The sequence below is a fragment of the Streptomyces sp. SD31 genome (assembly GCF_052068475.1).
Taxonomy (GTDB): domain Bacteria; phylum Actinomycetota; class Actinomycetes; order Streptomycetales; family Streptomycetaceae; genus Streptomyces.
In genome coordinates, this window is sequence record NZ_JBQHCX010000001.1 from 814908 (window position 1) to 840983 (window position 26076).

Consider the following 26076-nt stretch of genomic DNA (forward strand, 5'->3'; position numbering starts at 1 on the left):
GGCACCATCGCCGGGTGAGCAGCACGAACAGTTCGAGCGGTACGCCCGGCCCCGTCGACCGGGCCTTCGAGCACGCCCTCTACGCCGACACCGACACCGCCCTCGACACCGGCGCCTCCCTCCTCGCCGCCGACCCCGCAACGGACGCCGAACTCACCCGGCGCGGCATCGAGTTCGTCGCCGCGGCCTGGCGACGCGGCTGGCAGCCCGCCGACGTCGTACGGCTGATCCGCCGCGACCTGGACGACGTACACGTACGACTGCTCGCGGCGCTGATCCGCTCCCAGACGCCGTACGACCGCCCCCGCGGCCCCCGCTGGACGGCGCAGATCGAGGACCTGCCCACCGAAGCCCCACCCCGAACCGACCGCTTCTCGCACGCGACGGCCGTCCTGGAGCTGTACCGCCTCCTGCTGCGCCTGCCCGCGTTGGAACCGCTGGACGAGCAGGCCGAGCAGCCCGCCAGGCACCCCAGGCACCCCAGGCCCGAGTCCCGCATGCTCACCCGTATCCGCGCCCTGCTGGCGAAGGCGGAGGCCACCGGCTTCCCGCAGGAGGCGGAGGCGCTCAGCGCCAAGGCGCAGGAGCTGATGGCCCGGCACAGCATCGACGAGGCACTGCTGGACGCGCAGGCGCCGTCGCATGACGCGCCCGGCGCCTGCCGGATCGGTGTGGAACCGCCGTACGAGCAGGCGAAGGCCGTCCTGCTGGACGCGGTGGCGACCGTCAACCACTGCCGTGCCGTGTGGAACGAACCGTTCGGCTTCTCCACGGTCGTCGGTTTCGAGGCCGACCTGGAGGTGGTCGAACTCCTCTACACCTCACTCCTCGTGCAGGCCCAGGCGGCGATGACGAAGGCGGAGGCCGCCCAGCGCGCGGGCGGCCGCAAGCGGACCAAGACCTTCCGGCAGTCGTTCCTGGCGGCCTACGCCCACCGCGTCGGCACCCGGCTGCGGGCCGCGGCCGAGGCGCCGGTGAGCGACGACCTGCTCCCGGTCCTCGCCTCCCGCGAGGTGGCGGTCACCGACCGGCTGGACCGCATGTTCCCGGAGACGACCACGACCCGTCTGCGCGGCGTCAGCGACGAGGCGGGCTGGGTGGAGGGTGCGGAGGCGGCCGACCGGGCGCAGATGGCCCACCGTCGGCCGCTCGGCTGAACCCGCGCGCCGAACCCCGTCAGTCGCCGGACTGCTGGAACCCGCTCACCGAGGCGTCCGGCGCCTGCCCGTCGCTCTTCAGCGCGACATCGCCGTACGACCACTTGAAGCTGTGCGTCTCGGCGGACCCGGGAAGGTGGATCTTCACCTGCCGCACGGCGAGGCTCGTGCCGCCGCCCTTCTCGCCCCGGACGTAGGTGAGGGTGAAGGAGGTGACCGCATCCTTCACGAGGACCGTCTTCTTCGCCCGTGCGGCCTTGTCGGTCGGGACGTCGGTGACGGTGTCGCCCGCGGAGAGCTCGACGGCGGGCAGCCCGTCCAGGGTGCACTCGGCGCCGCTGCGGTTGGTGATCGTGACGGGCACGTTGCCGGTGTCACCGGCGGCCGGGGCGGCGTTGGCGGGCCCGAACTGCACGGCCACCTTGTCGGCGCAGGCGGAACCGGCCGCACTGTCCTTGCTGTCGTCCTCGCCCCCGCCGGCGTCGCAGGCGGTCAGGAGGAGAGCCGCGGCGAGGGCGGCGACGGTGAGGGGAGTGGCGCGCATGGGTCCTCTTGGAGTCACGCCGGTGACCGGACGGCGATCACCGAACTGATCGGGGCTCACTGATCGGACATCAGGATCCCAGACCGGCCGTGGGCAGGCCCGTAGGCAGCTTCCCGCCCTGCGCCTTCTGGTAGGTCTCCGCGCCGAGGCCGCCCTCGCCCTGCCAGGTCACCTTCAGCCGCGTCCTGCCGACGGAGTCGACCATCCCGACCGCCCGGTCCTTGCTGCCGTCGGGGCACTTGAGGCGGATCATCCGCATCCCGTCCTGCTCACCGGCGGTCCCGCTGCACACGGTCCCGCCGGTCGAGAAGAGCGCGGCCTCCGTGCCGTTGACGACCAGCACGACCGCCTTGCCGTCGGTCGTGGCCAGCCAGCTGCCCGCCAGGCCACCGGATGCCGACCCTCCCGTACCGCCGCCGGTGTCGGCACTGGCGGACGCGGGAGCGCTGGGACCGGAGTCGTCCTTGGCGTCGGAGCCGCCGTCACCGCTGCACGCGGTCAGCGCGAGCGCCCCCGCCAGGGACGCGGCCACGGCCGCGACCCGCATCCGCCGGCCCGACATCGTGCGCGCACGCGAGAAATTCGCCGAGGTCACTGGAGACTCCCAAGCTGTAGCGGTCGGCATACGGCCGAGCCGGCCCACCGGGCCGAGACGACCGCAGCAAGTTACCAGGGAGTCGTAAGCGGATCTTCAGGACCTGCCAGGCCTACCAGGAGGCCTTGCGCACCCCCGGCAAATACCCCGCGTGCGCCTGCTCCCGCATCGACACCCGGGACAGCCCGAACGCACGGAAGTACCCGCGCGGCCGCCCGTCCACCTGGTCCCGGTTGCGCACCCGCGTCGCGCTGGCGTCCCGCGGCTGCCTGCTCAGCTCCCGCTGCGCGGCCAGCCGTTCGGCATCGGTGGACGACGGCCGACGGATGATCTCCTTCAGCTCGGCCCGCCGCTCGGCGTACCGCGCGACGATCTCCTGCCGCTGCTCGTTCTTCGCGATCTTGCTCTTCTTCGCCATCAGACCTTCACTCCCCGCGCGCGGATACGGGCGACGGCCGCCTCGACGCCGATGACGTCGACCGTCTTGATCCCCTTGGCGCTCAGCCGCAGCCGCACATACCGGCCCTCGCTCGGCAGCCAGTAGCGCTTGGTCTGGATGTTGGGGTCGAAGCGGCGGGAGGTCCGCCGATGGGAGTGGGAAATGGTGTTGCCGAAACCGGGCTGGGCGCCGGTCAGCATGCAGTGGGCGGACACGGTGACGAACCTCTCCTCAGACGCAGCTGTTAATGGAATTCATTTTCAGTAAGATAGCAGCATGGCTCGCAACGAACTCCGCCCGGTCATCAAGCTCCGGTCCACCGCCGGCACCGGCTACACCTACGTGACCCGAAAGAACCGCCGCAACGACCCGGACCGCATGGTCCTGCGCAAGTACGACCCGGTCGCCGGCCGCCACGTCGACTTCCGAGAGGAGCGCTGAAGACCCCCATGCGCAAGGGAATCCACCCCTCCTACGGCCCCGTCGTCTTCCGCGACCGCGCCGCGAACCACGCCTTCCTCACCCGCTCGACGCTCGCCGGTGTGCCCACCGGCAAGACGATCGAGTGGGAGGACGGCAACACCTACCCGGTCGTCGACGTCGAGATCTCCAACGTCAGCCACCCCTTCTACACCGGCACGGCCCGCGTCCTGGACACCGCCGGCCGCGTGGAGCGCTTCGAGCGCCGGTACGGAAAGCAGGGCTGACGACGTGGCTCAGATGTCCGGGCTCTCCGTCGTGATCGTCGGAGGGCTGCACACCGACGCCCGCAAGGCGGCCGTGGCGCAGCTGCTCGCCGACGTCCCCGACAGCGTCGTACTCCACCACGACCTGGCGACGGCCACCGCCGGCACGGTCGTCCGCACGATCCGCGACGCCACCGGAATCGTGACCGCCGGCGAGACCCCCCTCGTCAACGACTGCGCCTGCTGCGCCTTGCGCGAGGACCTGGTCCCGGAGCTGATCCGGCTCCGGGACGCCGGCACCACCCGTATGGCGATCGTCGAACTGTGGGACTCGGTCGAACCCAAGGCCATGGCCGAGGTGGTCACGGCCGGCGGGCTGACGCTCACCGGCGTGATCACCGCGGTCGACCCGGCGCTGGTCCTGCCCTACCTGGGCAACGGCGACGACCTGGCCGACCGGGGCCTGGCGGCGGCGCCGACCGACCAGCGCACGGTCGCCGACACCTTCGCACGCCAGCTGGAGTACGCCCCCGTCCTCGCCGTCACCGACTCCCCGGAGGCCGACGAGGAGGACCGCGAACTGCTCACCCAACTCCACCCGACGGCCCGCCAGGTCCCGATCGGCGCCGGCGACGACCTGACGGTGCCCCCTCCACGCCACCGCTCCCCTCTCGCCCAGGCGGCCCTCGCAGGCTTCGACGTCGAGTCGGCCGCGGCCGCCCAGCACCCGGCGTGCGCCCTGCTCCCCGCGGAGGCCGACGCGCACGGCGTCTCCACCCTCGTCTGGCACCGCCGGCGTCCCTTCCACCCCGAGCGGCTGTACGAGGCACTGGAGGACCTCACCTGCGCGGCCGCCCGCAGCCGGGGCCGCTTCTGGCTCGCCGACCGGCCCGACGTCCTGCTCCACTGGGACGCGGCTGGCGGTGCCCTGTGCGTGGAGAGTGCGGGCCCCTGGCTCGCCTCGCTCCCCGACGCGGCCTGGGACATGGTGCCGCCGGTCCGCCGGGCCGCCGCCGCGCTGGACTGGCACCCCGAGCACGGCGACTGCTGCCAGCACCTGGTCTTCACGTCCCCGGCCCTGGACCGCGACGGCTTGGAGCAACTCCTCGAGTCCTGCCTCCTGACCGACGCCGAGTACGCCGCCGGCCGCGACGCCTGGAAACAACTCCCGCCCGCCTTCGACACCCTCCTGGAGGTCTGACCCCCATGCCCCGCAAGCCCGAGCGCAAGCCCGCCAAGAACCGCCCCAACCCCCTGGACCAGGCCAAGATCACCTACATCGACTACAAGGACACCGACCTCCTGCGGAAGTTCATCTCCGACCGAGGCAAGATCCGCAGCCGCCGGGTCACCCGAGTCACGGCCCAGCAGCAGAAGCAACTGGCCAAGGCCATCAAGAACGCGAGGGAAATGGCCCTCCTGCCTTACGTGAGCCGCTGACCCCGGACTTCCTCCTCAAACGCCGGACGGGCTGACTGCCCGGACCGGCGTTGAGTGTTTTCGGGGAATGACGCGCACCCCCACGTCCCCGCAGCCGCCCACCGCCCCGACCCACAACCCTCCCGCAGGCGCTACGCGAACCCCCACCGATCAGGAACAGGACGCCGCAGGCATGGCATGGAACAGAAAGGCAGCAAAACGCGTCTGTTCCTAGTACGCGAGGGATTTCGGCCCGCACGCCCCACTCAGCTGACGCCGGAACGAATACAGGGCCGCGTACGTCACAGAAGTAACCGCAGCAACACCCCGCGTGCACGTGCATCTGCTCATGCAGCTGCACGTGAACAGAGCTATGATCCGTGAGCAGTTGACACCTGCACCACCACTGCAATCACTGCACCACCTCGCGCATCAATGGCATCACCACCGCACCACCGGGGAGCGACCTGTGGACCACGACGTGTACAACGGCATGGCAGCCACGGATCTGAACGGGGTGGCCTGGCAGAAGAGCAGGCACAGCAACTCACAGGGCTCCTGCGTGGAGTTCGCACGCCTGCCCGGCGGAGACGTGGCCGTACGCAACTCGCGCTTCCCGGACGGCCCGGCCCTCGTCTACACCCGCGCCGAGATCGAGGCGATGCTCCTCGGTATCAAGGACGGCGAGTTCGACCACCTGGTCGCGGGCTGACGCAGCCTCCATCGACCCGCACCCGGCCGAAGTCGGCGGCACAACTCAGGGCATTCGGCACCAAGCGCCCAGCAACGCGCGTAGAACAGCGGCAATCGAGCACCGCGATTCATCAGTCCCCCGACCGGGACCCCGCCCCCGACCCCGCCGCCCCCGCGACCTGCCCCGCCTGCAGCCGGAACAGCGCCCAGACCACCTTCCCGCTCAGCGCCCCCGCGAGCGGATGCCAGCCCCAGCTGTCACTGAAGGAGTCGACAAGGAACAACCCACGCCCCGACTCCGCCGAGAAGTCATCGGAATCGCGCGCGACCGGACTGTCGTGGCTGGGATCGCGCACCGCGCACACCAGCCGCTCGGTCCACCGCATCAGATGCAGCCGCACGGGCGGCGTCTGCTCGGGTATCCGCTGCGCCCCCGCCGGCAGCGCATGCCGCAGCGCGTTGGTCACCAGCTCGGAGACCACGAGGCACACGTCGTCGAAGCGATGGCCCAGTTCCCACTGGTCGAGGGTGCGGCGCGTGAACTGCCGTGCCTCGCGCACCGCGTCGTAGCGGGCGGGCAGAGCACAGGAGGCGGCGTTGGAGACGGCTGCGGGATCCAGCGGCGGAAGGCCCTGCCGTAACGGCTCGAGCATGGTCGATCCATTCGTCCCCATGCGAGGCACTCCCGGGAGTTCGCGGTCGTTGCGATGCAGCGGTTGCGCGGGACCATGGTTTCCGATGCGCAGAGCAGATGCAAGGGCAGATGCACGTGCACGTGACCGAATTGGACGCTCCCGTACCGCTTGTTGGCCATTTTTTCCGCCAACTTCACTCCCTCTCCTTGCCTCCCACTCACCGTTCCCTGACAGGAATCCTTGGCTTTTTTCCATCTCTGTAATCGGACGAGTACTGCTCGAAGTGATTTAGTGGCAGACTGCGGGCCCTGAAGACGGGTTGGGGAGGCTGGCGAACGTGAGCGCGGGAGAGCCCGGATCGGTGGTGCGGCGCATGCTGCTCGGCTCGCAACTGAGGCGACTGCGGGAATCACGCGGGATCACGCGCGAGGCGGCGGGTTACTCGATCCGCGCCTCCGAGTCGAAGATCAGCCGTATGGAGCTGGGCCGGGTGAGCTTCAAGACGCGAGACGTCGAAGACCTGTTGACCCTGTACGGCATCACGGACGAGCAGGAGCGCGCCTCGCTCCTCTCCCTGGCCCGCGAGGCCAACGTCGCGGGCTGGTGGCACAGTTACTCGGACGTCCTGCCCAGCTGGTTCCCCACCTACGTCGGCCTGGAGGGCGCGGCCAGCCTCATCCGCGCGTACGAAGTGCAGTTCGTGCACGGCCTGTTGCAGACCGAGGCGTACGCCCGCGCGGTCGTGCGGCGCGGGATGCAGGGCGCGAGCCAGGCCGACGTCGAGAAGCGGGTCGCGCTGCGCCTGGAACGGCAGAAGTACCTCGTCGCCGAGAGCGCTCCCGAGTTCCACATCGTCCTCGACGAGGCCGCCCTGCGCCGCCCCTACGGCGACCGCGAGGTCATGCGCGGCCAGCTCCAGCACCTGATCGAGGTCTCCGAGCACCCGAACGTGCGCCTGCAGATCATGCCGTTCAGCTTCGGCGGCCACTCCGGCGAGTCCGGCGCCTTCACCATCCTCAGCTTCCCCGAGTCCGACCTCTCGGACGTCGTCTACCTGGAGCAGCTCACCAGCGCGCTCTACCTCGACAAGCACGAGGACGTCGCCCAGTACGAGAAGGCGCTGAAGGAGCTTCAGCAGGACAGTCCGGGTCCGGACGAGAGCCGGGATCTTCTCCGGGGACTCCTTCAACTCTCTTGAAACGCAAGTACGATGACGTGTGATCAGACCGTGAAGACGATCAAAGCCGATCAAGCCCGATCAAGGCGATCCAGGCGTCCGTGATCAGTCGATCGGGTGTCCGCTAGGGATTGAGGGATCACATGTCGTCCTACTTCACCGACCTGGCTCAGCAGTACATCGACGGTGAATGGCGCCCGGGCACAGGCTCCTGGGACATCATCGACTTCAACCCGTACGACGGCGAGAAGCTGGCGTCGATCACCATAGCCACGGTCGACGAGGTGGATCAGGCCTACCAGGCGGCCGCCCGCGCCCAGAAGCAGTGGGCCGCGACCAATCCCTACGCCCGTCGCGCCGTCTTCGAGAAGGCGCTGCGCCTGATAGAGGACCGCGAGCAGGAGCTCACCGAGGTGATCATCGCCGAGCTCGGCGGCACCCGGCTGAAGGCGGCCTTCGAACTCCACCTCGCCAAGGAGTTCCTGCGCGAGGCGGTCCATCTGGCGCTGCGCCCCGAGGGCAAGATCATCCCGTCGCCGACGGACGGCAAGGAGAACCGCGTCTACCGCGTTCCGGTCGGCGTCGTGGGCGTCATCAGCCCCTTCAACTTCCCCTTCCTGCTCTCCATCAAGTCGGTCGCCCCGGCCCTCGCCCTCGGCAACGGCGTGGTCCTCAAGCCGCACCAGAACACCCCGATCTGCGGCGGCTCCCTGGTCGCGAAGATCTTCGAGGACGCAGGTCTGCCCGCCGGCCTCCTCAACGTCGTCATCACGGACATCGCGGAGATCGGCGACGCCTTCATCGAGCACCCGACCCCGAAGGTCATCTCCTTCACCGGCTCCGACAAGGTCGGCCGCCACGTCGCCACCGTCTGCGCCTCGCTCTTCAAGCGCTCGGTCCTCGAACTCGGCGGCAACAGCGCGCTGGTGGTCCTCGACGACGCCGACGTCGACTACGCGGTCGACGCGGCGGTCTTCAGCCGGTACGTCCACCAGGGCCAGGTCTGCATGGCCGCCAACCGGGTCCTCGTGGACCGCTCGGTCGCGGACGAGTTCACCGAGAAGTTCGTGGCCAAGGTGAAGACTCTCAAGGCCGGCGACCCGCGCGACCCCGAGACGGTCATCGGGCCGGTCATCAACTCCTCCCAGGCGGAAGCGATCTCGGCCACGGTCGCGCAGGCGATCGCCGAGGGCGCCACGGCCCTGGTGCACGGCACGACGACCGACAACCTGGTCGAGCCCTCCGTCCTCACGAACGTCCCCGCCGACTCGGCCCTGCTCCAGCAGGAGGTCTTCGGCCCGGTCGCCTTCCTCATCCCGTTCGACGGCGAGGAGGAGGCCGTACGCCTCGTCAACGACACCCCGTACGGTCTGAGCGGCGCCGTCCACACCGGCAACATCGAGCGGGGTGTCGCCTTCGCCAAGCGGATCGACACCGGCATGTTCCACGTGAACGACGGCACGGTCCACGACGAGCCGATCGTCCCCTTCGGCGGCGAGAAGCACTCCGGCCTCGGCCGCCTGAACGGCGAGACGATGCTGGACGCGTTCACGACGATCAAGTGGATCTCGGTGCAGCACGGCAGGAGCGGGTTCCCGTTCTGACCGGGGCGCTGCCGAGGGACATGACGGGACGCCGTTCCGGGGCTGGTCTCGGCCCCGGTCCGTCCCGGTCCTAATCTGGACCGCATGTCAGCGATCCGTCTCCTCGTGCTCGCCGCGGTCCGCCAGCACGGGCGGGCCCATGGCTACCAGGTGCGCAACGACCTGGAGTACTGGGGGGCGCACGAGTGGTCCAACGCCAAGCCCGGCTCGATCTACCACGCCCTGAAGCAGATGGCCAAGCAGGGACTGCTGCACGGCCACGAGATCGCGCCGTCCACGGCCGGCGGGCCGCCGCGCACGGAGTACGAGATCACCGAGAAGGGCACCGAGGAATACCTCGGGCTGGTGCGCCAGTACCTCACGGCCTACGACCAGAGACCGGACGTACTGACCGCCGCCCTCGGCTGCATGGTCGACCTGGACCGCGAGGAGGTCCTCGCCCTCCTCGAGGAGCGGGTGCGCAGCATCGAGCAGTGGCGCAAGGCCGTCACCGAGTACTACACGCCCGAGGACGGCCCCGGCCGGCTCGGCCATATCGGCGAGATCATGAACTTCTGGGTCCACTCCGCCGACACCGGCGCCGAGTGGACCCGCGGCCTCATCGAACGCATCCGGGGCGGCGCCTACACCTTCGCGGGGGAGGGTGAGCCGTTCGTCGGGATCCTCGCCGAGGACCAGGAAAACCCGTACGCGACGGGGGAGCGGGATCCGGAGGATCGCCGCTAATCAAGTTTGACTATGCCCATCCCCGGGCACTAGCTTCGAGCTGGTAGTCAAGTTTGACTAGCGAGGGGGTCTCAGTGGCCGACACGGCGATCACCGTCGAAAAGGCACGCAAGAAGTACGGCGGCAAAGCCGGCAAGAACGCACTGGACGGGCTCGACCTCACGGTCGCGCGCGGCACGGTGCACGGAGTGCTCGGGCCGAACGGCGCGGGCAAGACGACCCTGGTCCGGATCCTGTCCACCCTCCTGCGGCCGGACGGCGGCCGCGTCGAGGTGGCCGGGCACGACGTGGTGCGGCAGGCGTACGAGGTACGCCTGCGCATTGGCCTGCTCGGCCAGCACGCCGCCCTGGACGAGGAGTTGGGCGGCCATCAGAACCTGGAGATGTTCGGCCGCCTCTACCACCTGGGCGCCCGCCACGCGCGCGTGCGTGCCGGTGAGCTCCTGGACCGCTTCGGGCTCGCCGACACCGGCCGCAAGCCGGTGAAGCAGTACAGCGGCGGCATGCGCCGGCGACTGGACCTGGCGGCCTCACTCATCACCGACCCGGAGGTGCTCTTCCTGGACGAACCCACCACCGGCCTCGACCCGCGCGGCCGCACCGAGGTCTGGTCCGCGGTCCGCTCCCTGGTCGGCGGCGGTACGACGGTCCTGCTCACCACCCAGTACCTCGAAGAGGCCGACCAGCTCGCCGACCGCATCTCGGTCGTCGACGCCGGCCGCGTGGTCGCCGACGGCACGGCGGACGAGCTCAAGGCGCTGACCGGCGGCGACCGCATCGACGTCGTTCTGCGCGACGCCGGTCAGCTGGGCGCCGCCGTGGCCCTGTTGCCCGTACCGAAGGACGACATCTCCGTCGACCCCGACCGCCGCCTGCTCAGCGCCCCGGTAACCGACCGGATGACGGCGCTCTCCGGCGTCGTACGGGCACTGGAGGAGGCCGGAATCGCGGCGGAGGACGTCGCGCTGCGGCGGCCGACGCTGGACGAGGTGTTCCTGCACCTCACAGGGGACCGCCGACGCGTGAAGGAGGCCGTGTGACCGCGTACGCACTGACCGACTCCTGGACCATGACCCGCCGCGAACTCGCCCACTGGGCGCGGCAACCCGTGCAGGTCGTGGTCAACCTGGTCTTCCCCGTGATGCTGCTGCTGATGTTCGGCTACCTCATCGGCGGCGGCCGGGGCGTCCAGGGTTCCTACATCGACTACGTCCTCCCCGGCATGCTTGCGCTCACCATGGCCTTCGGCCTGGAGGGCACGATGATCGCGGTCACCCAGGACCTCAACAAGGGCGTGATCGACCGCTTCCGGTCCATGCCGATGGCCAACGGCGCGGTGCTGGTGGGCCGTTCGGTGGCCGACATGCTCCAGTCGGCGCTGACCCTGTGCGTCCTCATGGGCGTCGGACACGCGCTCGGCTGGCGCGCGGACGGCGGCGCGGGGGCCTTCCTGGGCGCCGTGGGACTGCTCCTGCTCTTCCGCTTCGCCATGCTGTGGATCGGCATCCACCTGGCACTGGTGGCCGGAAAGCCGGAGATGGTGCAGGCGGTGCAGATCCTGGTCTGGCCGATCGGCTTCCTGTCCAACGCCCTCGCGCTGCCCGACACCATGCCCGGCTGGCTGGGCACGGTCGTCGAGTGGAACCCGATGTCGCACACGGCGACCGCCGTACGGGACCTGTTCGGCGGTACGGGCACGGACCATGTGGCGGCGGCGATCGTATGGCCGTTGGTGCTCCTGGCAGTGTTCTTCCCGTTGGCGGTACGGCGGTTCGCCCGTCTGAGCCGTTAGCAGCTGACGGGCACCGGCTCCCCGAAGGGAAAACGGGCTTGCACCTCACGTCGCGTGAGGACTCACCGTGGAGTGCGTACCGAGAAGGGAGCGGAAGTTGAGCTACTCCGTGGGACAGGTCGCCGGCTTCGCCGGAGTGACGGTGCGCACCCTGCACCACTACGACGACATCGGCCTGCTCGTACCCGGCGAGCGCAGCCACGCGGGCCACCGGCGCTACAACGACGCCGACCTCGACCGGCTGCAGCAGATCCTGTTCTACCGCGAGCTCGGCTTCCCGCTCGAGGAGGTCGCCGCCCTGCTCGACGACCCGGACGCGGACCCGCGCGCACACCTGCGCCGGCAGCACGAGCTGCTGACCGCCCGGATCGAGAAGCTGCAGAAGATGGCGGCGGCCGTGGAGCACGCCATGGAGGCACGCAAGATGGGCATCAATCTGACGCCGGAGGAGCGGTTCGAGGTGTTCGGGGACAAGGACCCCGAGCAGTACGCCGAGGAGACGGAGCAGCGCTGGGGCGGCACGGAGGCGTACGCCGAGTCACAGCGCCGCGTCGCCACCTACACCAAGGAGGACTGGAAGCGCGTCCAGGCCGAGGTCGACGACTGGCAGGAACGGTACGCCGCCCTGGTGGCCGCCGGCGAGCAGCCGTCCGGCGAGGCGGCCATGGACCTGGCCGAGGAACACCGGCAGCACGTCAGCAGGTGGTACTTCGAGGTGTCGTACGAGATGCACCAGTGCTTCGCGGAGATGTACGTCTCCGACGAGCGCTTCAAGGCGTACTACGACGCCATGCGGCCGGGCCTCGCCGAGCACCTCCGGGAGGCGATCCTCGCCAACGCCGCCCGGCACTCCTCGTAACCCCTGGCCCGGGACCCCGTACGGGTCACTCCCGGGCCAGGACCACCGCGGTCCCGTAGGCGCACACCTCGGTGCCCACGTCGGCCGCCTCGGTGACGTCGAACCGGAACGCCAGCACGGCATTCGCGCCACGCGCGCGTGCCTGCTCGACGAGCCGCTCCATGGCCTGGTTGCGGGTCTCCACCAGCGTCTTGGTGAGCCCTCTGAGCTCGCCGCCGACCAGCGACTTCAGCCCGGCGCCGATCTGACTGCCGAGGTGCCGCGAGCGCACCGTCAACCCGAAGACCTCGCCGAGGACCTCTGTGACCCGGTGGCCGGGAATGTCGTTCGTGGTCACGACCAGAACGTCGGGTTGAGGCCCCTGACCGCCGCCGTACTCTTCGATGCCCATGAATCACAGCTTTGACCCAGCGGGGGCACAGTGCATCCTGAGGGGGTCCATGGAACCTGGGCGGCCAGTGCAGCGTTGATAATTTGAGCAGCCAGCCTCAGCCCGCCCGCCCCCATCCAGCAGGAGCCACAATCCCGTGACCACGCTTGCGCTCGGCCCCGAGTGGCTCGACCCGAACTATCTGATCGAGACCTTCAGCCTCCCCGGCATCCTGCTGATCGTCTTCGCCGAGTCCGGCCTCTTCGCGTTCCTGCCCGGCGACTCGCTGCTCTTCACGGCGGGCCTCTTCGTGGCCCAAGGGCAGTACATCAGCCAGCCCCTGTGGCTGGTCTGCACGCTCATCGTCCTGGCCGCCGTCATCGGCGACCAAGTCGGCTACATGATCGGCAAATTCCTCGGCCCGAAGCTCTTCAACCGCCCCAACTCCAAGCTCTTCAAACAGGAGAACCTGGAGAAGGCCCACGAGTTCATGGAGAAGTACGGCCCCAAGGCGATCGTCCTCGCCCGCTTCGTCCCGATCGTGCGCACCTTCGCCCCCATCGTCGCGGGCGCCGGCCGCATGCAGTACCGCACGTTCTTCACGTACAACGTCATCGGCGGCATCGCCTGGGGCACCGGCGTCACCCTCGCGGGCTACTGGCTCGGCCAGATCGACTTCATCAACAAGAACGTCGAGGCGATCCTCGTCCTGATCGTCTTCGTCTCCGTGGTCCCGATCATCATCGAGTACCTGCGAGAGCGCGCCAAGAACAAGCGCGCGGCGGCGGAGACCCCGGCCCCCGCCCAGCAGCAGCACATGGTGATGGACGACGCGACGACCCAGCTCCGCCGCATCCCGTCCGAGGACCAGCCCCAGCCCCAGCAGCAGTACGGCAACCAGGGCCACCAGCAGTACGGCAACCAGGGCGGACAGCAGTACGGCTACGACCAGCAGTACTACGACCAGCAGCCTCAGCAGCAGCCGTACGCCCCGCAGTACCCCCAGGGCTACGGCCAGCAGAACCAGCAGTACCCGCCCAACCAGGGTTACTGAAACCCTGAGGGGCGCGGGGCCGTAGGGCTCGTAGGCACCTGACGCTCAGAATCCCCGCGTCCGCTTGGCGGCCCGCCGCTTCTCGGGCGACCCGATCCGCAAGAACAACCGAGAGATCTCGGACCCGAGGTTCACCCCAATAGCGATGGCCATGGCCAAAGAAGCGGCCGTGGCCAGCGAGACAAGCCCCGCATCCACCTTGTTCTGCGCGATCGACAGCAGCCCGAAATAAGTGGCCGACCCTGGCAACAGGGGCCCGATCGCCGCCGTGGTGTACGGCAACGCCGACGCGAACCGATACCGAGCCATCAGCTGCCCGAACAACCCCACCAGCCCCGCCGCGACAGCCGTGGAGGCAACCGGCGACAGCTCACCGGCGTAGTGCAGCGCGCCGTACACCACCCACGCGACACCCCCGTTGAGGGTCACGGCGAGCACGGTGGCCCGTTCCTGCTGGAGCAGCACCGCGAAGGTCAGCGACAGCAGCATCGACGCGCCGATCTGCCAGTACGGCCGCTCGGAGACGTTCAGCAGCGCGTCGGGGTCGGGGCCGGCGCCCAGGTTCACGCCCAGGTACAGGATCACCAGCACACCCACGACGATGCCGACGAAGAAGTACATGACCTCCAGCAGGCGCGCGGCCGCGGTGATGTAGAAGCCGGTCAGCCCGTCCTGCACGCCCGCCACCAGCGCCCGCCCGGGCAGCAGCGCGAACAGCCCACCGGTGATGACCGCGGAGGCCTTCACGTCGACGTGCGCCAGCGTCAGCGCGACCCCGATCGCGGCCGGCGGCATCGCCGCCACCGTGAACTGGTAGAACTCCGGCAGCCCGCGCCCGGCACACAGCCACGCCAGCCGGTCGCCGAGCATCGCGCCCAGCATGGCCGCGATGAAGACGATCACGTCACCGCCGACCAGCACGGAGGCCGCGCCCGCGAGCAGCCCGCTCGCCCCGGTCAGCACCCAGGTCGGGTACGGGTGCCGGTTGCGGCGGATCTCCGCGAGCCGCCGGTAGGACTCCTCCAGGGAGATGTGGCTCTCCGGGTCGCTGAGGTCGTCGACGAGCTGGTATACGGCGGCCAGGCGCGTGTAGTCGGTGCCGCGCCGCCGCACCGTGCGTGACGCCGTCACCGGGTCGTCCACCAGCGACGGCTGGTACGAGATCGACAGCAGGGTGAAGGTGACGTTCGGCTCGCAGCGGTCCAGGCCGTAGGACCGGCAGACCGCGAACATCGCCGCCTCGACATCCTCCGCGCCTTCACCGCCCGCCAGCAGCAACTCGCCGATACGCAGGGTCAGGTCCAGCACGCGCGGGACGGCCGGACCCTCCTCCTCCGCCTTCGGCATCCGCTCCGGCGCGGGCCGCTCGGCCACCGGCATGCGCAGCATCGTGCGCATCCGGTCCTGCCAGGGCAGGTCCTTGGTCAGGCTGATCTTCGGTATGCCGGTCGCGGGGGTGAACGCGGGTGAGGCGTCCTCGACGCTGTAGCCGCTCGGCGCCCGGAACGCCGAGCCCTCGGGTTCCTGGACCGGCGCCTGCGGTACACCCAGCCCCTTGGGGAGGGCGAACTCGGACGTGGTCTCCGACTCGTTGTCCCCGACCTCGACGCCGACGGGCGGCGTGAAGGCCATCCTCGCCTCGTCCGACTGCGGCTTGCGGTCCTCCGGGTCCGTCACGTGCGTAGCACTCCCTGTACGACACCTCCTGCCGCACTCAGTATGCGCACACACACGCGAACGGGCTGCACGCGCACGCGTGCAGCCCGTTCACATGGCTGAGAGTGGCTGAGAGCAGCCGGTGCCTCAGCCCGATGGCTCAGTGGCCGCCCTGGTCCTTGAAGCGCTTGTAGGACCGCTCGATCTCGGCCTCGGCCTCGGTGCGGCCCACCCAGTCGGCGCCCTCGACGGACTTGCCGGGCTCCAGGTCCTTGTAGACCTCGAAGAAGTGCTGGATCTCCAGGCGGTCGAACTCCGAGACGTGGTGGATGTCACGCAGGTGCTCCACCCGCGGGTCCGTCGCCGGCACGCACAGCAGCTTGTCGTCGCCGCCGGCCTCGTCCGTCATCCGGAACATGCCGATCGCGCGGCACTTGATGAGGCAGCCCGGGAAGGTCGGCTCGTCCAGGATGACCAGCGCGTCCAGCGGGTCGCCGTCCTCGCCGAGGGTGTTCTCGACGAAGCCGTAGTCGGTCGGGTAGGCGGTCGAGGTGAAGAGTCGACGGTCCAGGCGGATCCGACCGGTCTCGTGGTCCACCTCGTACTTGTTCCGCGAACCCTTCGGAATCTCGATCGTGACGTCGAACTCCACCGGTGGCTCCTCCATGATCAGCACATAGTTCTGGTGGTTAAGTGTCCCTCACGCAGGTGTGTGATCGCGAAAGGGGCTGGTGGTAGTGCCAGAGCTGAGGCCGTGGCGAGCCGCGAGACCGCATGTGACGCGGGTCGCGAGCGCCGTACGACCGCGTCTGGCACGGGCCGCGGACGCCGTGGGCCCCCGCCTCGCACGCGCCGCGACGGCCGCGAAACCGCAGGTCGTACGGCTCGCGCGAGCCGTCTCCCCGCAGGCTGCGCGGAGACGCAAGCCGAAGACCTGGCAGTACACCGCGGGCGCCGCCACCGCCGGACTGGCACTGGCCGCCGGAGTGGTGACCTCCGCCGGCCCCTGGGACTCCACCGGTCAGCGTACGGCCGAGCGGGACTGGGCGGCCGCCCAGGAGCGCACGGGTGGCACAGATCACGGCCGTAATGCCGATACGTCCGATTCCGCGGATACGGACGCCGAAGGACCCCGCCCCGCCCCCAGTGCGGCCTCCGTCCTCACCGGCCTGGGCGGCGGCGTCAGCACCGTGAAGTCGGCCCCGAACGGCAAGGCGCTCGCCGGCCTTCTGGGCCCGCTCCTGGACGTCCCGGAACTCGGCACTCGCGGGACGGCGGCGATCGTGGACGTGGCCACCGGCAAGCGCCTCTACGGCGACGGAGCCTCCGAGCCCCTCATCCCCGCCTCCACGACGAAGATCGCCACCGCAGCGGCCGCCCTGGCCGCGCTGGGCCCCGACCACCGCCTCACCACCCGCACCGCCCTCGAACCCGACACGAAGGAACTGGTCCTGGTCGGTGGCGGCGACCCCACGCTGACGGCCCGCAAGGAGGCCGACGGCTGGGCGAGCCTGCGTGAGCTGGCCGACGAGACGGCGGCGGCGCTGAAGAAGCGAAACGTGCGCGAGGTCACCCTCTCGTACGACAAGACCCTTTACGCCGGCCCCGAACTGCACCCCATCGGCGTGAACGACAACCTCGCCCCGGTCAGCGCCCTCATGGCCGACGAGGCCCGCACGGACGACTCCACCAGCGGCCCGGCACCCCGGGTGACGGACCCGGCGAAGGACGCGGCGGCCCAGTTCGCGTCCTTCCTCGCGGACCACGGCATCAAGACGACGTCCCCCGGCCCGTCCAAGGCGACGAACCGGGCCGAGCCCCTCGCCGAGGTCTCCTCGCCCCCGCTCTCCACGCTGGTCGAGCGCATGCTCACCAACAGCGACAACGACATCGCCGAGGCCCTGGCCCGCCATACGGCCGTGGCGAGCGGACAGCGCGCGGACTTCGACGGCGCCGGCGAGGCGATCGGGGCGCAGCTGAAGAAGCTCGGACTCCCGGTCTCCGGCGCCGCCTTCAAGGACGGCAGCGGCCTCAACCGCGACGACAGGCTCACGGCGGACCTGCTCACGTCCCTCCTCGCCAGGGCAGCCGACCCGACCCGCCCGCAACTGCGCGCGACCCTGACCGGCCTCCCGGTGGCAGGCTTCACCGGCACCCTGACCAGCCGCTACACGGACGGCGCGGCAGGCGTTGTCCGAGCCAAGACAGGCACCCTGACCGGCGTGAACGCCCTGGCCGGCACGGTGGTCGACCAGGACGGCCACCTACTGGCCTTCGCCTTCCTGGCGACCAACACGACGGACCCGGCGGCGGCCCAGTCGGCCCTGGACAGAACGGCAACGGCCCTGGCGGCGTGCGGCTGCGGCTGACCACGCCGCCGACCTCACGCTGCCACCGCCAGGCCCCACCCGCCTTCGGCCCCACCCCCGCCTGCGCTTCGGTCACGTCGGCCTGGCTTCGCCGGATCCCGCGTGGCTGCCGTCGGATCCCACCCGGCTTCGGTCCGGTCCCGCCTGGCTACCGCCCGACCGAGCCCGGCTTCGGTCCCGTCTCGCCCGGCTACAGCTCTGCCCCGCCCCGCCGCCACGCCCGCCCGGCTACCGCTCCGCCCCCACCGGCAGCCGCGTCCGCTCCCGCCGTGGGCAGTCGTTCCGCTGGGGCGGAACGGGTGGGCACGGCCTGCAACGCCGGGCGCCGCCCGCACACGCGCCGGCCCCTGCCGACCCACGTACGCCCCCCACGACGCCGAGCAACCCCCAAAGGCACCGCGGCCCCGCCAACCCCCACGGCCTGCCCCAAGTGGGAACGCTCACGTACGGTTGACACATGACGAGCATCGGTGGTGCCGAGATGGTCGACTGGAATCTCGCGGTGGCGACCGCGACCCGGCTCGTACGGCCGGGCCCCGAGGTGAGCCGCGACGAGGCCAGGGCCGTCGTCGCCGAGCTGCGCCGACATGCCAAGGCCTCGGAGGAACACGTCCGGGGCTTCACTCGTATGGGCACGGAGGACACCCACGACACCCCCGTCCTCGTCGTGGACCGCCCCGGCTGGGTGCGGGCGAACGTCGCCGGGTTCCGCGAGATCCTCAAGCCCCTGCTCGAAAAGATGCAGGAGCGCCGCGGCGGCAGCACCGGCGGCGCGGTCCTGGGCGCGGTCGGCGGCAAGGTCACCGGCGTCGAACTCGGGATGCTGCTGTCCTTCCTGGCCTCCCGCGTCCTCGGCCAGTACGAGACCTTCGCCCCGGCCACCCGCGAGCTCCCGGCGGGCCAGAACGGCGGCGGCCGACTCCTGCTCGTCGCCCCGAACATCGTGCACGTGGAGCGCGAACTCGACGTACAGCCCCACGACTTCCGCCTGTGGGTGACCCTGCACGAGGAGACGCACCGCACGCAGTTCACCGCCGTGCCCTGGCTGCGGGACCACCTGGAGGGCGAAATCCAGTCGTTCTTGGGGGAGACGGACGTCGACCCCATGACCGTCCTGGAGCGCATCCGTGAGGCCGCGCAGTCGCTCGCCGGCGGCCGGCCCGAGGCCGAGGAGGACGACGGCGGACGGTCCTTCGTCGAACTGGTGCAGACCCCGGCCCAACGGGAGATCCTCGGCCGGCTCACCGCCGTGATGTCGCTCCTGGAGGGCCACGCCGATTTCGTGATGGACGGAGTCGGCCCCCAGGTCGTCCCGACCGTCGCCGAGATCCGCGAGAAGTTCCAGCAGCGGCGCGCCAAGGGCGCCTCCCGACTGGACATGGCCCTGCGCAAGTTGCTGGGTCTGGATGCCAAACTCAGGCAGTACCGCGACGGCGAACGCTTCGTACGGGCGGTCGTGGACCAGGTCGGCATGGACGGCTTCAACCGCGTGTGGACCTCCCCGAACACCCTCCCGACCAAGGCGGAGATCGCCAAACCGGCGGATTGGATCGCGCGGGTGCACCGCAAGGCGGAGTCGTGAATCACGCGCCGAGTCGTGCATCTCATACGAACGTCGTGAACCGAATCCGGCCGACGGCAGGCGAACGCCCCTTCAATCACCCGTCCGAGGGACCGTGAGCGATGGGTAGGCGTGCAATGCTCGGGGAACGGCCCGGTTCTGTCACCATCTACACACTCTGAGTGACCGAGCTCGGGCTCACCCCCCGACAATTTCATGAAGGGAACCGGACAATGGGTCCCCATCCTGCGGTCGCGGCGATACGCCTGGCGGTCCGCCGCGTCCTCCACGACATCCTCAACGAACACAGCCACCCCACCGACGTCCCCGCGCCCGCCACCGCGCGCGCGACCTCGTACGAGATCCCGCACATGGCGCTGCCCATGGCGCCGTCCATGACCTCGACCGGCGTCATGCCCACCGCGTACGACACGGCGCGCGAGCCGTCGTACGAACTCCCCGGCCAGGTCCCGCAGGAGCCCCCGAGCACCGCCCCGCACGAGCGACCCCCCTCCCCGCTCGTGCTCGTGGCATGCTCCGGCGGCGCCGACTCCATGGCCCTCGCCTCCGCGCTCGCCTTCGAAGCCCCCAAACTCGGCATCCGCGCCGGCGCCGTCACCGTCGACCACGGTCTGCAGCCCGGCTCCGACCTGCGCGCCGAGGAAGTCGTCCTGCGCATGCGCGAACTCGGCCTCGACCCGGTCGAGTCCATCGCCGTGACCGTGGGCCGCCAAGGCGGACCCGAGGCCGCCGCCCGTGACGCCCGCTACGCCGCCCTCGACGCCGCGGCCGTCCGCCATGGCGCCGTCGCCGTCCTCCTAGGCCACACCCGCGACGACCAGGCCGAAACCGTGCTGCTCGGCCTCGCCCGCGGCTCCGGCATCCGCTCCCTGTCCGGAATGGCCGCGGTCTCGGGGGCCGGCGGCCGTTACCGGCGCCCCTTCCTCCAGCTCGACCGGCAGACCGCCCGCAAGGCCTGCATGGTCCAGTCCCTCCCGGTCTGGGACGACCCCCACAACTCCGATCCCGCCTACACGCGGTCGCGCCTGCGCCAGGAAGGCCTGCCCGCGCTGGAGAAGGCGCTCGGCAAGGGTGTGGTGGAGGCCCTCGCACGCACCGCCCAGCTCTCCCGCGACGACGCCGACGCCCTCGACGCCTGGGCCGGCCAGGCCGAGGCCGCCGTACGCGACTCGGCCGGCCTCCTGGAGTGCGCCAAGCTGTACGCCCTGCCGCCCGCCGTACGCCGTCGGATCCTGCGCCGGGCCGCCATCGAGGCCGGGGCACCCGCCGGTGCGCTGTTCGCCCGCCACATCGAGGAAGTCGACCGCCTGATCACCGGCTGGCGTGGTCAGGGAGCCATCAATCTCCCCGGCAAAGTCGTCGCACAGCGCCAGGGTGGCAGACTGGTGATTCGGCAAGGCTGAATCCGGACCCTCCCACCGGCCCTCGAGCGGGGTCGTGAGAGCGGCACGGAGCAGCCGGTGGGACGACCGAAAGTGATGCGGGTGGACGCGAAAGACATGGGTGCCGAGCTCCAGCAGGTGCTCATCACCAAGGAAGAGATCGACGCGAAGCTGGCCGAGCTGGCCGCGAAGATCGACGCGGAGTACGCGGGCAAGGACCTGCTCATCGTCGGCGTCCTCAAGGGCGCGGTGATGGTCATGGCCGACCTCGCCCGGGCGCTGTCCACCCCCGTCACCATGGACTGGATGGCCGTGTCGTCGTACGGCGCCGGCACCCAGTCCTCCGGTGTCGTGCGGATCCTCAAGGACCTCGACACCGACATCAAGGGCAAGCACGTCCTGATCGTCGAGGACATCATCGACTCCGGCCTGACCCTGTCCTGGCTGATCTCCAACCTCGGCTCGCGCGAGCCCGCCTCCCTCAAGGTGTGCACCCTGCTGCGCAAGCCCGAGGCCGCGAAGGTCGCCATCGACGTGGAGTGGGTCGGCTTCGACATCCCCAACGAGTTCGTCGTCGGCTACGGCCTCGACTACGCCGAGAAGTACCGCAATCTCCCGTTCGTCGGTACGCTCGCGCCCCACGTCTACGGCGGCTGAGTCCGACGGTCCGGGGTACCGGACCCGAAGGGCCCAAGCGCCGTATGAAGATCGGGAACCCCGGCGGGCCTCGAGCCGTTGGAGCATGCAGACGGGCTTGCCAGCCGTCCCGTGCGGCTACGGTCGTCAAAGCTGGGGTACCGTCAGAAGAACTGTCTTATCAAACTCACTATGGCAGGAGGGACGGGGCGGCACCGCTCCGTATGGATGGACGTGAAGCGATACTTCCGTGGGCCGGTCATGTGGATCGTGCTGGCCGTCCTTGCCGTGGTCGTGTTGATGCAGGTCGTCGGCTCGTCCGGCGGCTACAAGACGGTGGACACCGGCCAGGTCGTCCAGGCGATCAATGACAACAAGGTCGAGTCGGCCAAACTGACCACCGGCGACGAGCAGATCATCAAGGTCCAGCTCAAGGACGGCGAAAAGGTCGAGGACGCCACCAAGATCCAGGCGAGCTACATCGGCGATCAGGGCGTGACCATCGCCAGCACGCTGCAGAACAAGTACCAGGACAAGCAGATCCCGGACGGCTACACGGTCTCGCCGTCCAAGCAGAACCCGTTCGTCGGCATCCTGCTCTCCCTGCTTCCCTTCGTCCTCATCGTGGTCGTCTTCCTGTTCCTGATGAATCAGATGCAGGGTGGCGGCTCCCGGGTCATGAACTTCGGCAAGTCCAAGGCGAAGCTCATCACCAAGGACACCCCGAAGACGACGTTCTCGGACGTCGCCGGCTCGGACGAGGCCGTCGAGGAGCTCCAGGAGATCAAGGAGTTCCTCCAGGAGCCGGCGAAGTTCCAGGCCGTGGGCGCCAAGATCCCCAAGGGCGTGCTGCTCTACGGGCCTCCCGGTACCGGTAAGACGCTCCTCGCGCGAGCCGTCGCCGGCGAGGCGGGCGTCCCCTTCTACTCGATCTCCGGTTCCGACTTCGTCGAGATGTTCGTCGGTGTCGGTGCCTCCCGAGTCCGTGACCTGTTCGAGCAGGCCAAGGCGAACGCCCCGGCGATCGTCTTCGTCGACGAGATCGACGCGGTCGGCCGCCACCGCGGCGCCGGCCTCGGCGGCGGTCACGACGAGCGCGAGCAGACCCTGAACCAGCTGCTCGTCGAGATGGACGGCTTCGACGTCAAGGGCGGCGTGATCCTCATCGCCGCGACGAACCGGCCCGACATCCTCGACCCGGCCCTTCTGCGCCCCGGCCGATTCGACCGCCAGATCGCGGTCGACCGCCCGGACATGCAGGGCCGTCTGGAGATCCTCAAGGTCCACCAGAAGGGCAAGCCGGTCGCCCCGGACGTCGACCTGTCGGCGGTCGCCCGCCGCACGCCGGGCTTCACCGGCGCGGACCTGAGCAACGTCCTCAACGAGGCCGCGCTGCTCACGGCCCGCTCGGACAAGAAGCTGATCGACAACCACATGCTGGACGAGGCCATCGACCGCGTCGTGGCGGGCCCGCAGAAGCGGACCCGGATCATGTCGGACAAGGAAAAGAAGATCACCGCGTACCACGAGGGCGGCCACGCCCTGGTCGCGGCGGCCTCCCCCAACTCCGACCCGGTCCACAAGATCACGATCTTGTCGAGAGGCCGTGCCCTCGGCTACACGATGGTGCTCCCGGACGAGGACAAGTACTCGACCACGCGCAACGAAATGCTGGACCAGCTGGCCTACATGCTGGGCGGCCGCGCGGCCGAGGAACTGGTCTTCCACGACCCGACCACGGGCGCCGCGAACGACATCGAGAAGGCCACGGCCACCGCCCGCGCGATGGTCACGCAGTACGGCATGACCGAGCGTCTCGGCGCGATCAAGTTCGGCGGCGACAACACCGAGCCGTTCCTCGGACGTGAGATGGCTCACCAGCGCGACTACTCGGAAGAGGTCGCCGCCCTGGTGGACGAGGAAGTCAAGAAGCTCATCGAGAACGCGCACAACGAGGCCTGGGAGATCCTGGTCGAGAACCGCGACGTCCTCGACAACCTGGTGCTTCAGCTGCTGGAGAAGGAGACGCTGGGCAAGGAGGAGATCGCCGAGATCTTCGCCCCCATCGTCAAGCGCCCGCCCCGGCCCGCTTGGACCGGCTCCTCGCGGCGCACGCCGTCGACCCGCCCGCCGGTGCTCTCCCCGAAGGAGCTCGCACTGACGAACGGCGCCAACGGCGCGACTCCGGCGATCAGCACCGCGAAGTCGACGGCGGCGGAGCCCGCGCCGGCGACCGAGCCGGTTCCCGAGGATCGTCCGGAGAGCTGACGCCCCGGCTCCGGTGACCCCACCGGCCCGGAATGGATGCCGCGCCCCCCTGGTTCTAGCCTGGGGGGCGCGGCATTTTTGTATGCACGCAGTTCAGCGCGCACGTGGCCCACACGCGCGCGACCCGCATAGGAACGAGGCACCACATGACCGACCCCGTGACGCTGGATGGCGAGGGCTTCATCGGCGAGTTCGACGAGAAGCGCGCCGAGAACGCCGTACGCGAACTGCTGATCGCGGTCGGGGAGGATCCCGATCGGGAGGGGCTGAAGGAGACGCCGGCGCGGGTGGCGCGGGCGTACAGGGAGATCTTCGCGGGGTTGTGGCAGAAGCCGCAGGACGTGCTGACCACGACGTTCGACATCGGGCACGACGAAATGGTGCTCGTGAAGGACATCGAGGTGTACTCGACCTGTGAGCATCATCTGGTGCCGTTCAGGGGTGTGGCCCACGTCGGATACATTCCGGCCACCAGCGGCAAGATCACCGGCTTGTCCAAGCTGGCCCGGCTGGTCGACGTCTTCGCTCGCCGCCCTCAGGTGCAGGAACGTCTCACCACGCAGATCGCCGACTCCCTGATGGAGATGCTGGAGCCGCGCGGCGTGATCGTCGTCGTGGAGTGCGAGCACATGTGCATGTCGATGCGGGGCATCCGTAAGCCCGGCGCGATGACCATAACCTCGGCGGTGCGCGGTCAGCTGAGGGACGCGGCGACGCGCAACGAGGCGATGAGCCTCATCATGGCCCGCTGATCCCGCGCGCCCGCTGATCGCCCGCTACACGCCGATCCCGCGTCACACCGTCGGCGCCGCCCCCGCCCCGTTGTGCTCGTCGTCCTCCGGGAGCTTGCACACGCGTTCCAGGAAGATGGCCGCCGCTATCACGCCCACGCCTGCTACGACCGAGAAGCCGGCGTAGATGGCCTGGTCGCGGCGGGCGGGGATGTCGAGGAGTTCCAGGAGGAAGGCGCCCGCGCCGCCGTACATGCCGGCGACGAGGGCGGCTACCAGGGCGCTGGCCTGGCCGAAGACGACCGCGCGGGCGGCCATCAGGGGGTCGACGCCCTTGGCCTCGGGGTCGCGTTCGCGCTGGGCCTTCAGGCGGGCGCGAATCGAGAGCGCCGTGGCGAGCAGGACCACGGCGATCACGGCGAGGACGATGGGGGCGGCCAAGGGGACGCTCGGCAGGGTGCCGATCGAGTTCCAGAGGCGGGCGCCCGCCCAGGACAGGATCCCGGCGACGAGGAAGATGCCGACCAGCATCCTGATGCGCAGCTCTCTCACGGTGTCCCTTCAGCTCCCCCGGGTCCCCACGGACTGTGTCGTCTTGACCTTAACGACTACTCGGGCAGCCGGAGTTCCAGGTCCGCGCGCGGTTCGACGCCGTGGCGGGTGACACCGGCCAGGAGGTCGGCCACCGAACCGCGGCCCGGCAGCTGTGCCTGCGGCTCGACGTCGTGCCAGGGGGCGAGGACGAAGGCCCGTTCGTGGGCGCGCGGGTGGGGGAGGGTGAGGGTCGGGTCGTCGGAGATGACGTCGGCGTACGCGACGATGTCGACGTCGAGGGTGCGTGCGCCCCAGCGCTCGTCCCGTACCCGGTGGAAGGCCTCCTCGACCGCGTGGGCGCGCTCCAGGAGGGAGGACGGGGGGAGCGTGGTCTTGAGGACCACGACCGCGTTGAAGTAGGACGGCTGGCTTCCCGGCTCCACGCCCCACGGCTCCGTCTCGTACACCGGGGAGACCGCCTTGATGCGGACGCCGGGGGTGTCCTCCAGCGCGTCGATGGCGCCCTGGAGGGTCTCCAGGCGGTTGCCGAGGTTGGAGCCGAGGGAGATCACAGCCCGTTTCGGGTTGTGGAGGGTGGTGTCGGCGGCGTCGACCTTCTCGACGACGGAGGCGGGTACCGGCTGTACGGTCGGGTCGCTGTGACCTTCGGTGAAGAACGCGGTCATACTCGGCTCCGGGTGATGGTGACGGTCACGTCGTCGAAGGGGACCGTGATCGGCGCGTCCGGTTTGTGGACGGTGACCTCGACCTCTTGGACCCCTTCGTGCTTCAGGCAGGCCTGGGCGATGCGTGCGGCGAGCGTCTCGATGAGGTTGACCGGCTCGCCCTCGACGACGGCCACGACCTCCTCCGCCACGATGCCGTAGTGCACGGTCTTCGCCAGGTCGTCGTCGGCGGCGGCCGGCCGGGTGTCCAGGCCCAGGACGAGGTCCACGACGAAGGTCTGGCCCTCCCTGCGCTCCTCGGGGAACACACCGTGGTACCCGCGGGCCTTGAGGCCGCGCAGCGCGACACGATCCACGCGAATCACTCCTGCAATCGTCGGTGACGGCCGGTCCGTGTCGCGTGCGGGCTCCACACCGGCCTCGAACGAATCTACCTGCGGGCACTGACAGGACCGGGCCACGGGGGCGTGGGTCCGGTCCGG

General features: G+C 69.9%; 30 protein-coding genes. 19 read left to right on the top strand and 11 right to left on the bottom strand.

Annotated features, from left to right (window positions below; genetic code table 11):
- Positions 1-14 precede the first annotated feature (14 nt).
- Positions 15-1157 (top strand): DUF2786 domain-containing protein, encoded by a 1143-nt coding sequence (locus ACTMVF_RS03565; RefSeq protein ID WP_441269441.1) that lies wholly within the window; start codon positions 15-17, stop codon positions 1155-1157.
- A 19-nt stretch (positions 1158-1176) separates the two neighbouring features.
- Here ACTMVF_RS03565 and ACTMVF_RS03570 read toward each other — a convergent pair whose 3' ends face one another.
- From ACTMVF_RS03570 to rpmB, 4 genes are all read right to left on the bottom strand, one after another.
- Complete coding sequence (locus ACTMVF_RS03570; RefSeq protein ID WP_441269442.1) at positions 1177-1701, bottom strand: DUF4232 domain-containing protein; 525 nt, start codon at positions 1699-1701, stop codon at positions 1177-1179.
- Positions 1702-1771: 70 nt separating this feature from the next.
- Positions 1772-2248: a hypothetical protein gene (locus ACTMVF_RS03575; RefSeq protein ID WP_441269554.1), complete on the bottom strand. Its 477-nt coding sequence runs from the start codon at positions 2246-2248 to the stop codon at positions 1772-1774.
- A 160-nt stretch (positions 2249-2408) separates the two neighbouring features.
- Complete coding sequence (gene rpsN, locus ACTMVF_RS03580) at positions 2409-2714, bottom strand: 30S ribosomal protein S14 (RefSeq protein WP_441269443.1); 306 nt, start codon at positions 2712-2714, stop codon at positions 2409-2411.
- Entirely contained in the window at positions 2714-2950 is a 237-nt protein-coding gene (gene rpmB / locus ACTMVF_RS03585) for a 50S ribosomal protein L28 (protein WP_441269444.1), read from the bottom strand. Before rpmB ends, rpsN begins: the two co-directional genes overlap by 1 nt.
- 61 nt (positions 2951-3011) lie before the next feature.
- Between rpmB and rpmG the strand changes: the two genes are divergently transcribed.
- The 5 genes from rpmG to ACTMVF_RS03610 all read left to right on the top strand — a co-directional run bounded on the left by rpmG (position 3012) and on the right by ACTMVF_RS03610 (position 5552).
- Positions 3012-3176: a 50S ribosomal protein L33 gene (rpmG, locus tag ACTMVF_RS03590; RefSeq protein WP_201843023.1), complete on the top strand. Its 165-nt coding sequence runs from the start codon at positions 3012-3014 to the stop codon at positions 3174-3176.
- 8 nt (positions 3177-3184) lie between these two features.
- Positions 3185-3442, top strand: coding sequence for a type B 50S ribosomal protein L31 (locus ACTMVF_RS03595; protein ID WP_301998094.1), 258 nt, complete (start codon positions 3185-3187; stop codon positions 3440-3442).
- Between the two features lie 13 nt (positions 3443-3455).
- Positions 3456-4622 (top strand): CobW family GTP-binding protein, encoded by a 1167-nt coding sequence (locus ACTMVF_RS03600; protein ID WP_441269555.1) that lies wholly within the window; start codon positions 3456-3458, stop codon positions 4620-4622.
- 5 nt (positions 4623-4627) lie between these two features.
- A complete protein-coding gene (gene rpsR, locus ACTMVF_RS03605) occupies positions 4628-4861 on the top strand; it encodes a 30S ribosomal protein S18 (RefSeq protein WP_301998092.1) in 234 nt (77 codons plus the stop codon).
- Between the two features lie 472 nt (positions 4862-5333).
- Positions 5334-5552: a DUF397 domain-containing protein gene (locus ACTMVF_RS03610; protein ID WP_217207196.1), complete on the top strand. Its 219-nt coding sequence runs from the start codon at positions 5334-5336 to the stop codon at positions 5550-5552.
- Positions 5553-5664: 112 nt separating this feature from the next.
- Here ACTMVF_RS03610 and ACTMVF_RS03615 read toward each other — a convergent pair whose 3' ends face one another.
- Complete coding sequence (locus ACTMVF_RS03615) at positions 5665-6207, bottom strand: ATP-binding protein (protein ID WP_441269445.1); 543 nt, start codon at positions 6205-6207, stop codon at positions 5665-5667.
- A gap of 334 nt (positions 6208-6541) precedes the next feature.
- Here ACTMVF_RS03615 and ACTMVF_RS03620 point away from each other — a divergent pair, with 334 nt between their 5' ends.
- The 6 genes from ACTMVF_RS03620 (at position 6542) to ACTMVF_RS03645 (ending at position 12326) form a co-directional block, all read left to right on the top strand.
- A complete protein-coding gene (locus ACTMVF_RS03620; RefSeq protein WP_441269556.1) occupies positions 6542-7366 on the top strand; it encodes a helix-turn-helix domain-containing protein in 825 nt (274 codons plus the stop codon).
- 122 nt (positions 7367-7488) lie between these two features.
- A complete protein-coding gene (locus ACTMVF_RS03625; protein WP_441269446.1) occupies positions 7489-8949 on the top strand; it encodes an aldehyde dehydrogenase family protein in 1461 nt (486 codons plus the stop codon).
- Positions 8950-9033: 84 nt separating this feature from the next.
- Positions 9034-9675 carry a PadR family transcriptional regulator gene (locus ACTMVF_RS03630; RefSeq protein ID WP_441269447.1) on the top strand — a complete coding sequence of 214 codons (642 nt, stop codon included), beginning with the start codon at positions 9034-9036 and terminating at the stop codon, positions 9673-9675.
- Between the two features lie 74 nt (positions 9676-9749).
- Positions 9750-10715, top strand: a complete 966-nt coding sequence (locus ACTMVF_RS03635; RefSeq protein ID WP_441269448.1) for an ATP-binding cassette domain-containing protein — start codon at positions 9750-9752, stop codon at positions 10713-10715.
- On the top strand, positions 10712-11467 hold the full coding sequence (locus ACTMVF_RS03640) for an ABC transporter permease (protein WP_441269449.1): 756 nt from the start codon (positions 10712-10714) through the stop codon (positions 11465-11467). Before ACTMVF_RS03635 ends, ACTMVF_RS03640 begins: the two co-directional genes overlap by 4 nt.
- Before the next feature lie 97 nt (positions 11468-11564).
- Entirely contained in the window at positions 11565-12326 is a 762-nt protein-coding gene (locus ACTMVF_RS03645) for a MerR family transcriptional regulator (RefSeq protein ID WP_441269450.1), read from the top strand.
- 25 nt (positions 12327-12351) lie between these two features.
- Here the strand turns inward: ACTMVF_RS03645 and ACTMVF_RS03650 are convergent, their stop codons facing one another.
- Positions 12352-12717 carry a YbjQ family protein gene (locus ACTMVF_RS03650; RefSeq protein WP_441269451.1) on the bottom strand — a complete coding sequence of 122 codons (366 nt, stop codon included), beginning with the start codon at positions 12715-12717 and terminating at the stop codon, positions 12352-12354.
- Positions 12718-12853: 136 nt separating this feature from the next.
- Here ACTMVF_RS03650 and ACTMVF_RS03655 point away from each other — a divergent pair, with 136 nt between their 5' ends.
- Complete coding sequence (locus ACTMVF_RS03655; protein WP_441269452.1) at positions 12854-13750, top strand: DedA family protein; 897 nt, start codon at positions 12854-12856, stop codon at positions 13748-13750.
- Between the two features lie 45 nt (positions 13751-13795).
- Here the strand turns inward: ACTMVF_RS03655 and ACTMVF_RS03660 are convergent, their stop codons facing one another.
- Together ACTMVF_RS03660 and ACTMVF_RS03665 are read right to left on the bottom strand one after the other, a co-directional pair.
- Complete coding sequence (locus tag ACTMVF_RS03660) at positions 13796-15427, bottom strand: threonine/serine ThrE exporter family protein (protein WP_441269453.1); 1632 nt, start codon at positions 15425-15427, stop codon at positions 13796-13798.
- A 139-nt stretch (positions 15428-15566) separates the two neighbouring features.
- A complete protein-coding gene (locus ACTMVF_RS03665) occupies positions 15567-16058 on the bottom strand; it encodes an inorganic diphosphatase (RefSeq protein WP_031487466.1) in 492 nt (163 codons plus the stop codon).
- 79 nt (positions 16059-16137) lie between these two features.
- Here ACTMVF_RS03665 and dacB point away from each other — a divergent pair, with 79 nt between their 5' ends.
- From dacB to folE, 6 genes are all read left to right on the top strand, one after another.
- Positions 16138-17775, top strand: a complete 1638-nt coding sequence (dacB, locus tag ACTMVF_RS03670) for a D-alanyl-D-alanine carboxypeptidase/D-alanyl-D-alanine endopeptidase (protein ID WP_441269454.1) — start codon at positions 16138-16140, stop codon at positions 17773-17775.
- A gap of 457 nt (positions 17776-18232) precedes the next feature.
- Positions 18233-19357 (top strand): zinc-dependent metalloprotease, encoded by a 1125-nt coding sequence (locus tag ACTMVF_RS03675; protein WP_441269455.1) that lies wholly within the window; start codon positions 18233-18235, stop codon positions 19355-19357.
- Positions 19358-19569: 212 nt separating this feature from the next.
- Positions 19570-20760 (top strand): tRNA lysidine(34) synthetase TilS, encoded by a 1191-nt coding sequence (tilS, locus tag ACTMVF_RS03680; RefSeq protein ID WP_441269456.1) that lies wholly within the window; start codon positions 19570-19572, stop codon positions 20758-20760.
- A gap of 75 nt (positions 20761-20835) precedes the next feature.
- Positions 20836-21396 carry a hypoxanthine phosphoribosyltransferase gene (gene hpt, locus ACTMVF_RS03685; RefSeq protein WP_274249614.1) on the top strand — a complete coding sequence of 187 codons (561 nt, stop codon included), beginning with the start codon at positions 20836-20838 and terminating at the stop codon, positions 21394-21396.
- Between the two features lie 207 nt (positions 21397-21603).
- Positions 21604-23643 (top strand): ATP-dependent zinc metalloprotease FtsH, encoded by a 2040-nt coding sequence (ftsH, locus tag ACTMVF_RS03690; protein WP_441269457.1) that lies wholly within the window; start codon positions 21604-21606, stop codon positions 23641-23643.
- 146 nt (positions 23644-23789) lie between these two features.
- The gene (gene folE, locus ACTMVF_RS03695) at positions 23790-24395 is read left to right on the top strand and encodes a GTP cyclohydrolase I FolE (protein WP_441269458.1); all 606 of its coding nucleotides are present in this window, start codon (positions 23790-23792) and stop codon (positions 24393-24395) included.
- A gap of 42 nt (positions 24396-24437) precedes the next feature.
- On the opposite strand, the gene ACTMVF_RS03700 is transcribed toward folE, so the two are convergent.
- The 3 genes from ACTMVF_RS03700 to folB are packed head-to-tail and all read right to left on the bottom strand — an operon-like array spanning position 24438 to position 25950.
- On the bottom strand, positions 24438-24926 hold the full coding sequence (locus ACTMVF_RS03700; protein WP_441269459.1) for a DUF3180 domain-containing protein: 489 nt from the start codon (positions 24924-24926) through the stop codon (positions 24438-24440).
- Positions 24927-24982: 56 nt separating this feature from the next.
- Positions 24983-25594, bottom strand: a complete 612-nt coding sequence (folK, locus tag ACTMVF_RS03705) for a 2-amino-4-hydroxy-6-hydroxymethyldihydropteridine diphosphokinase (RefSeq protein ID WP_441269460.1) — start codon at positions 25592-25594, stop codon at positions 24983-24985.
- Positions 25591-25950, bottom strand: coding sequence for a dihydroneopterin aldolase (gene folB, locus ACTMVF_RS03710; protein ID WP_274241749.1), 360 nt, complete (start codon positions 25948-25950; stop codon positions 25591-25593). Before folB ends, folK begins: the two co-directional genes overlap by 4 nt.
- Positions 25951-26076: the final 126 nt, after the last annotated feature.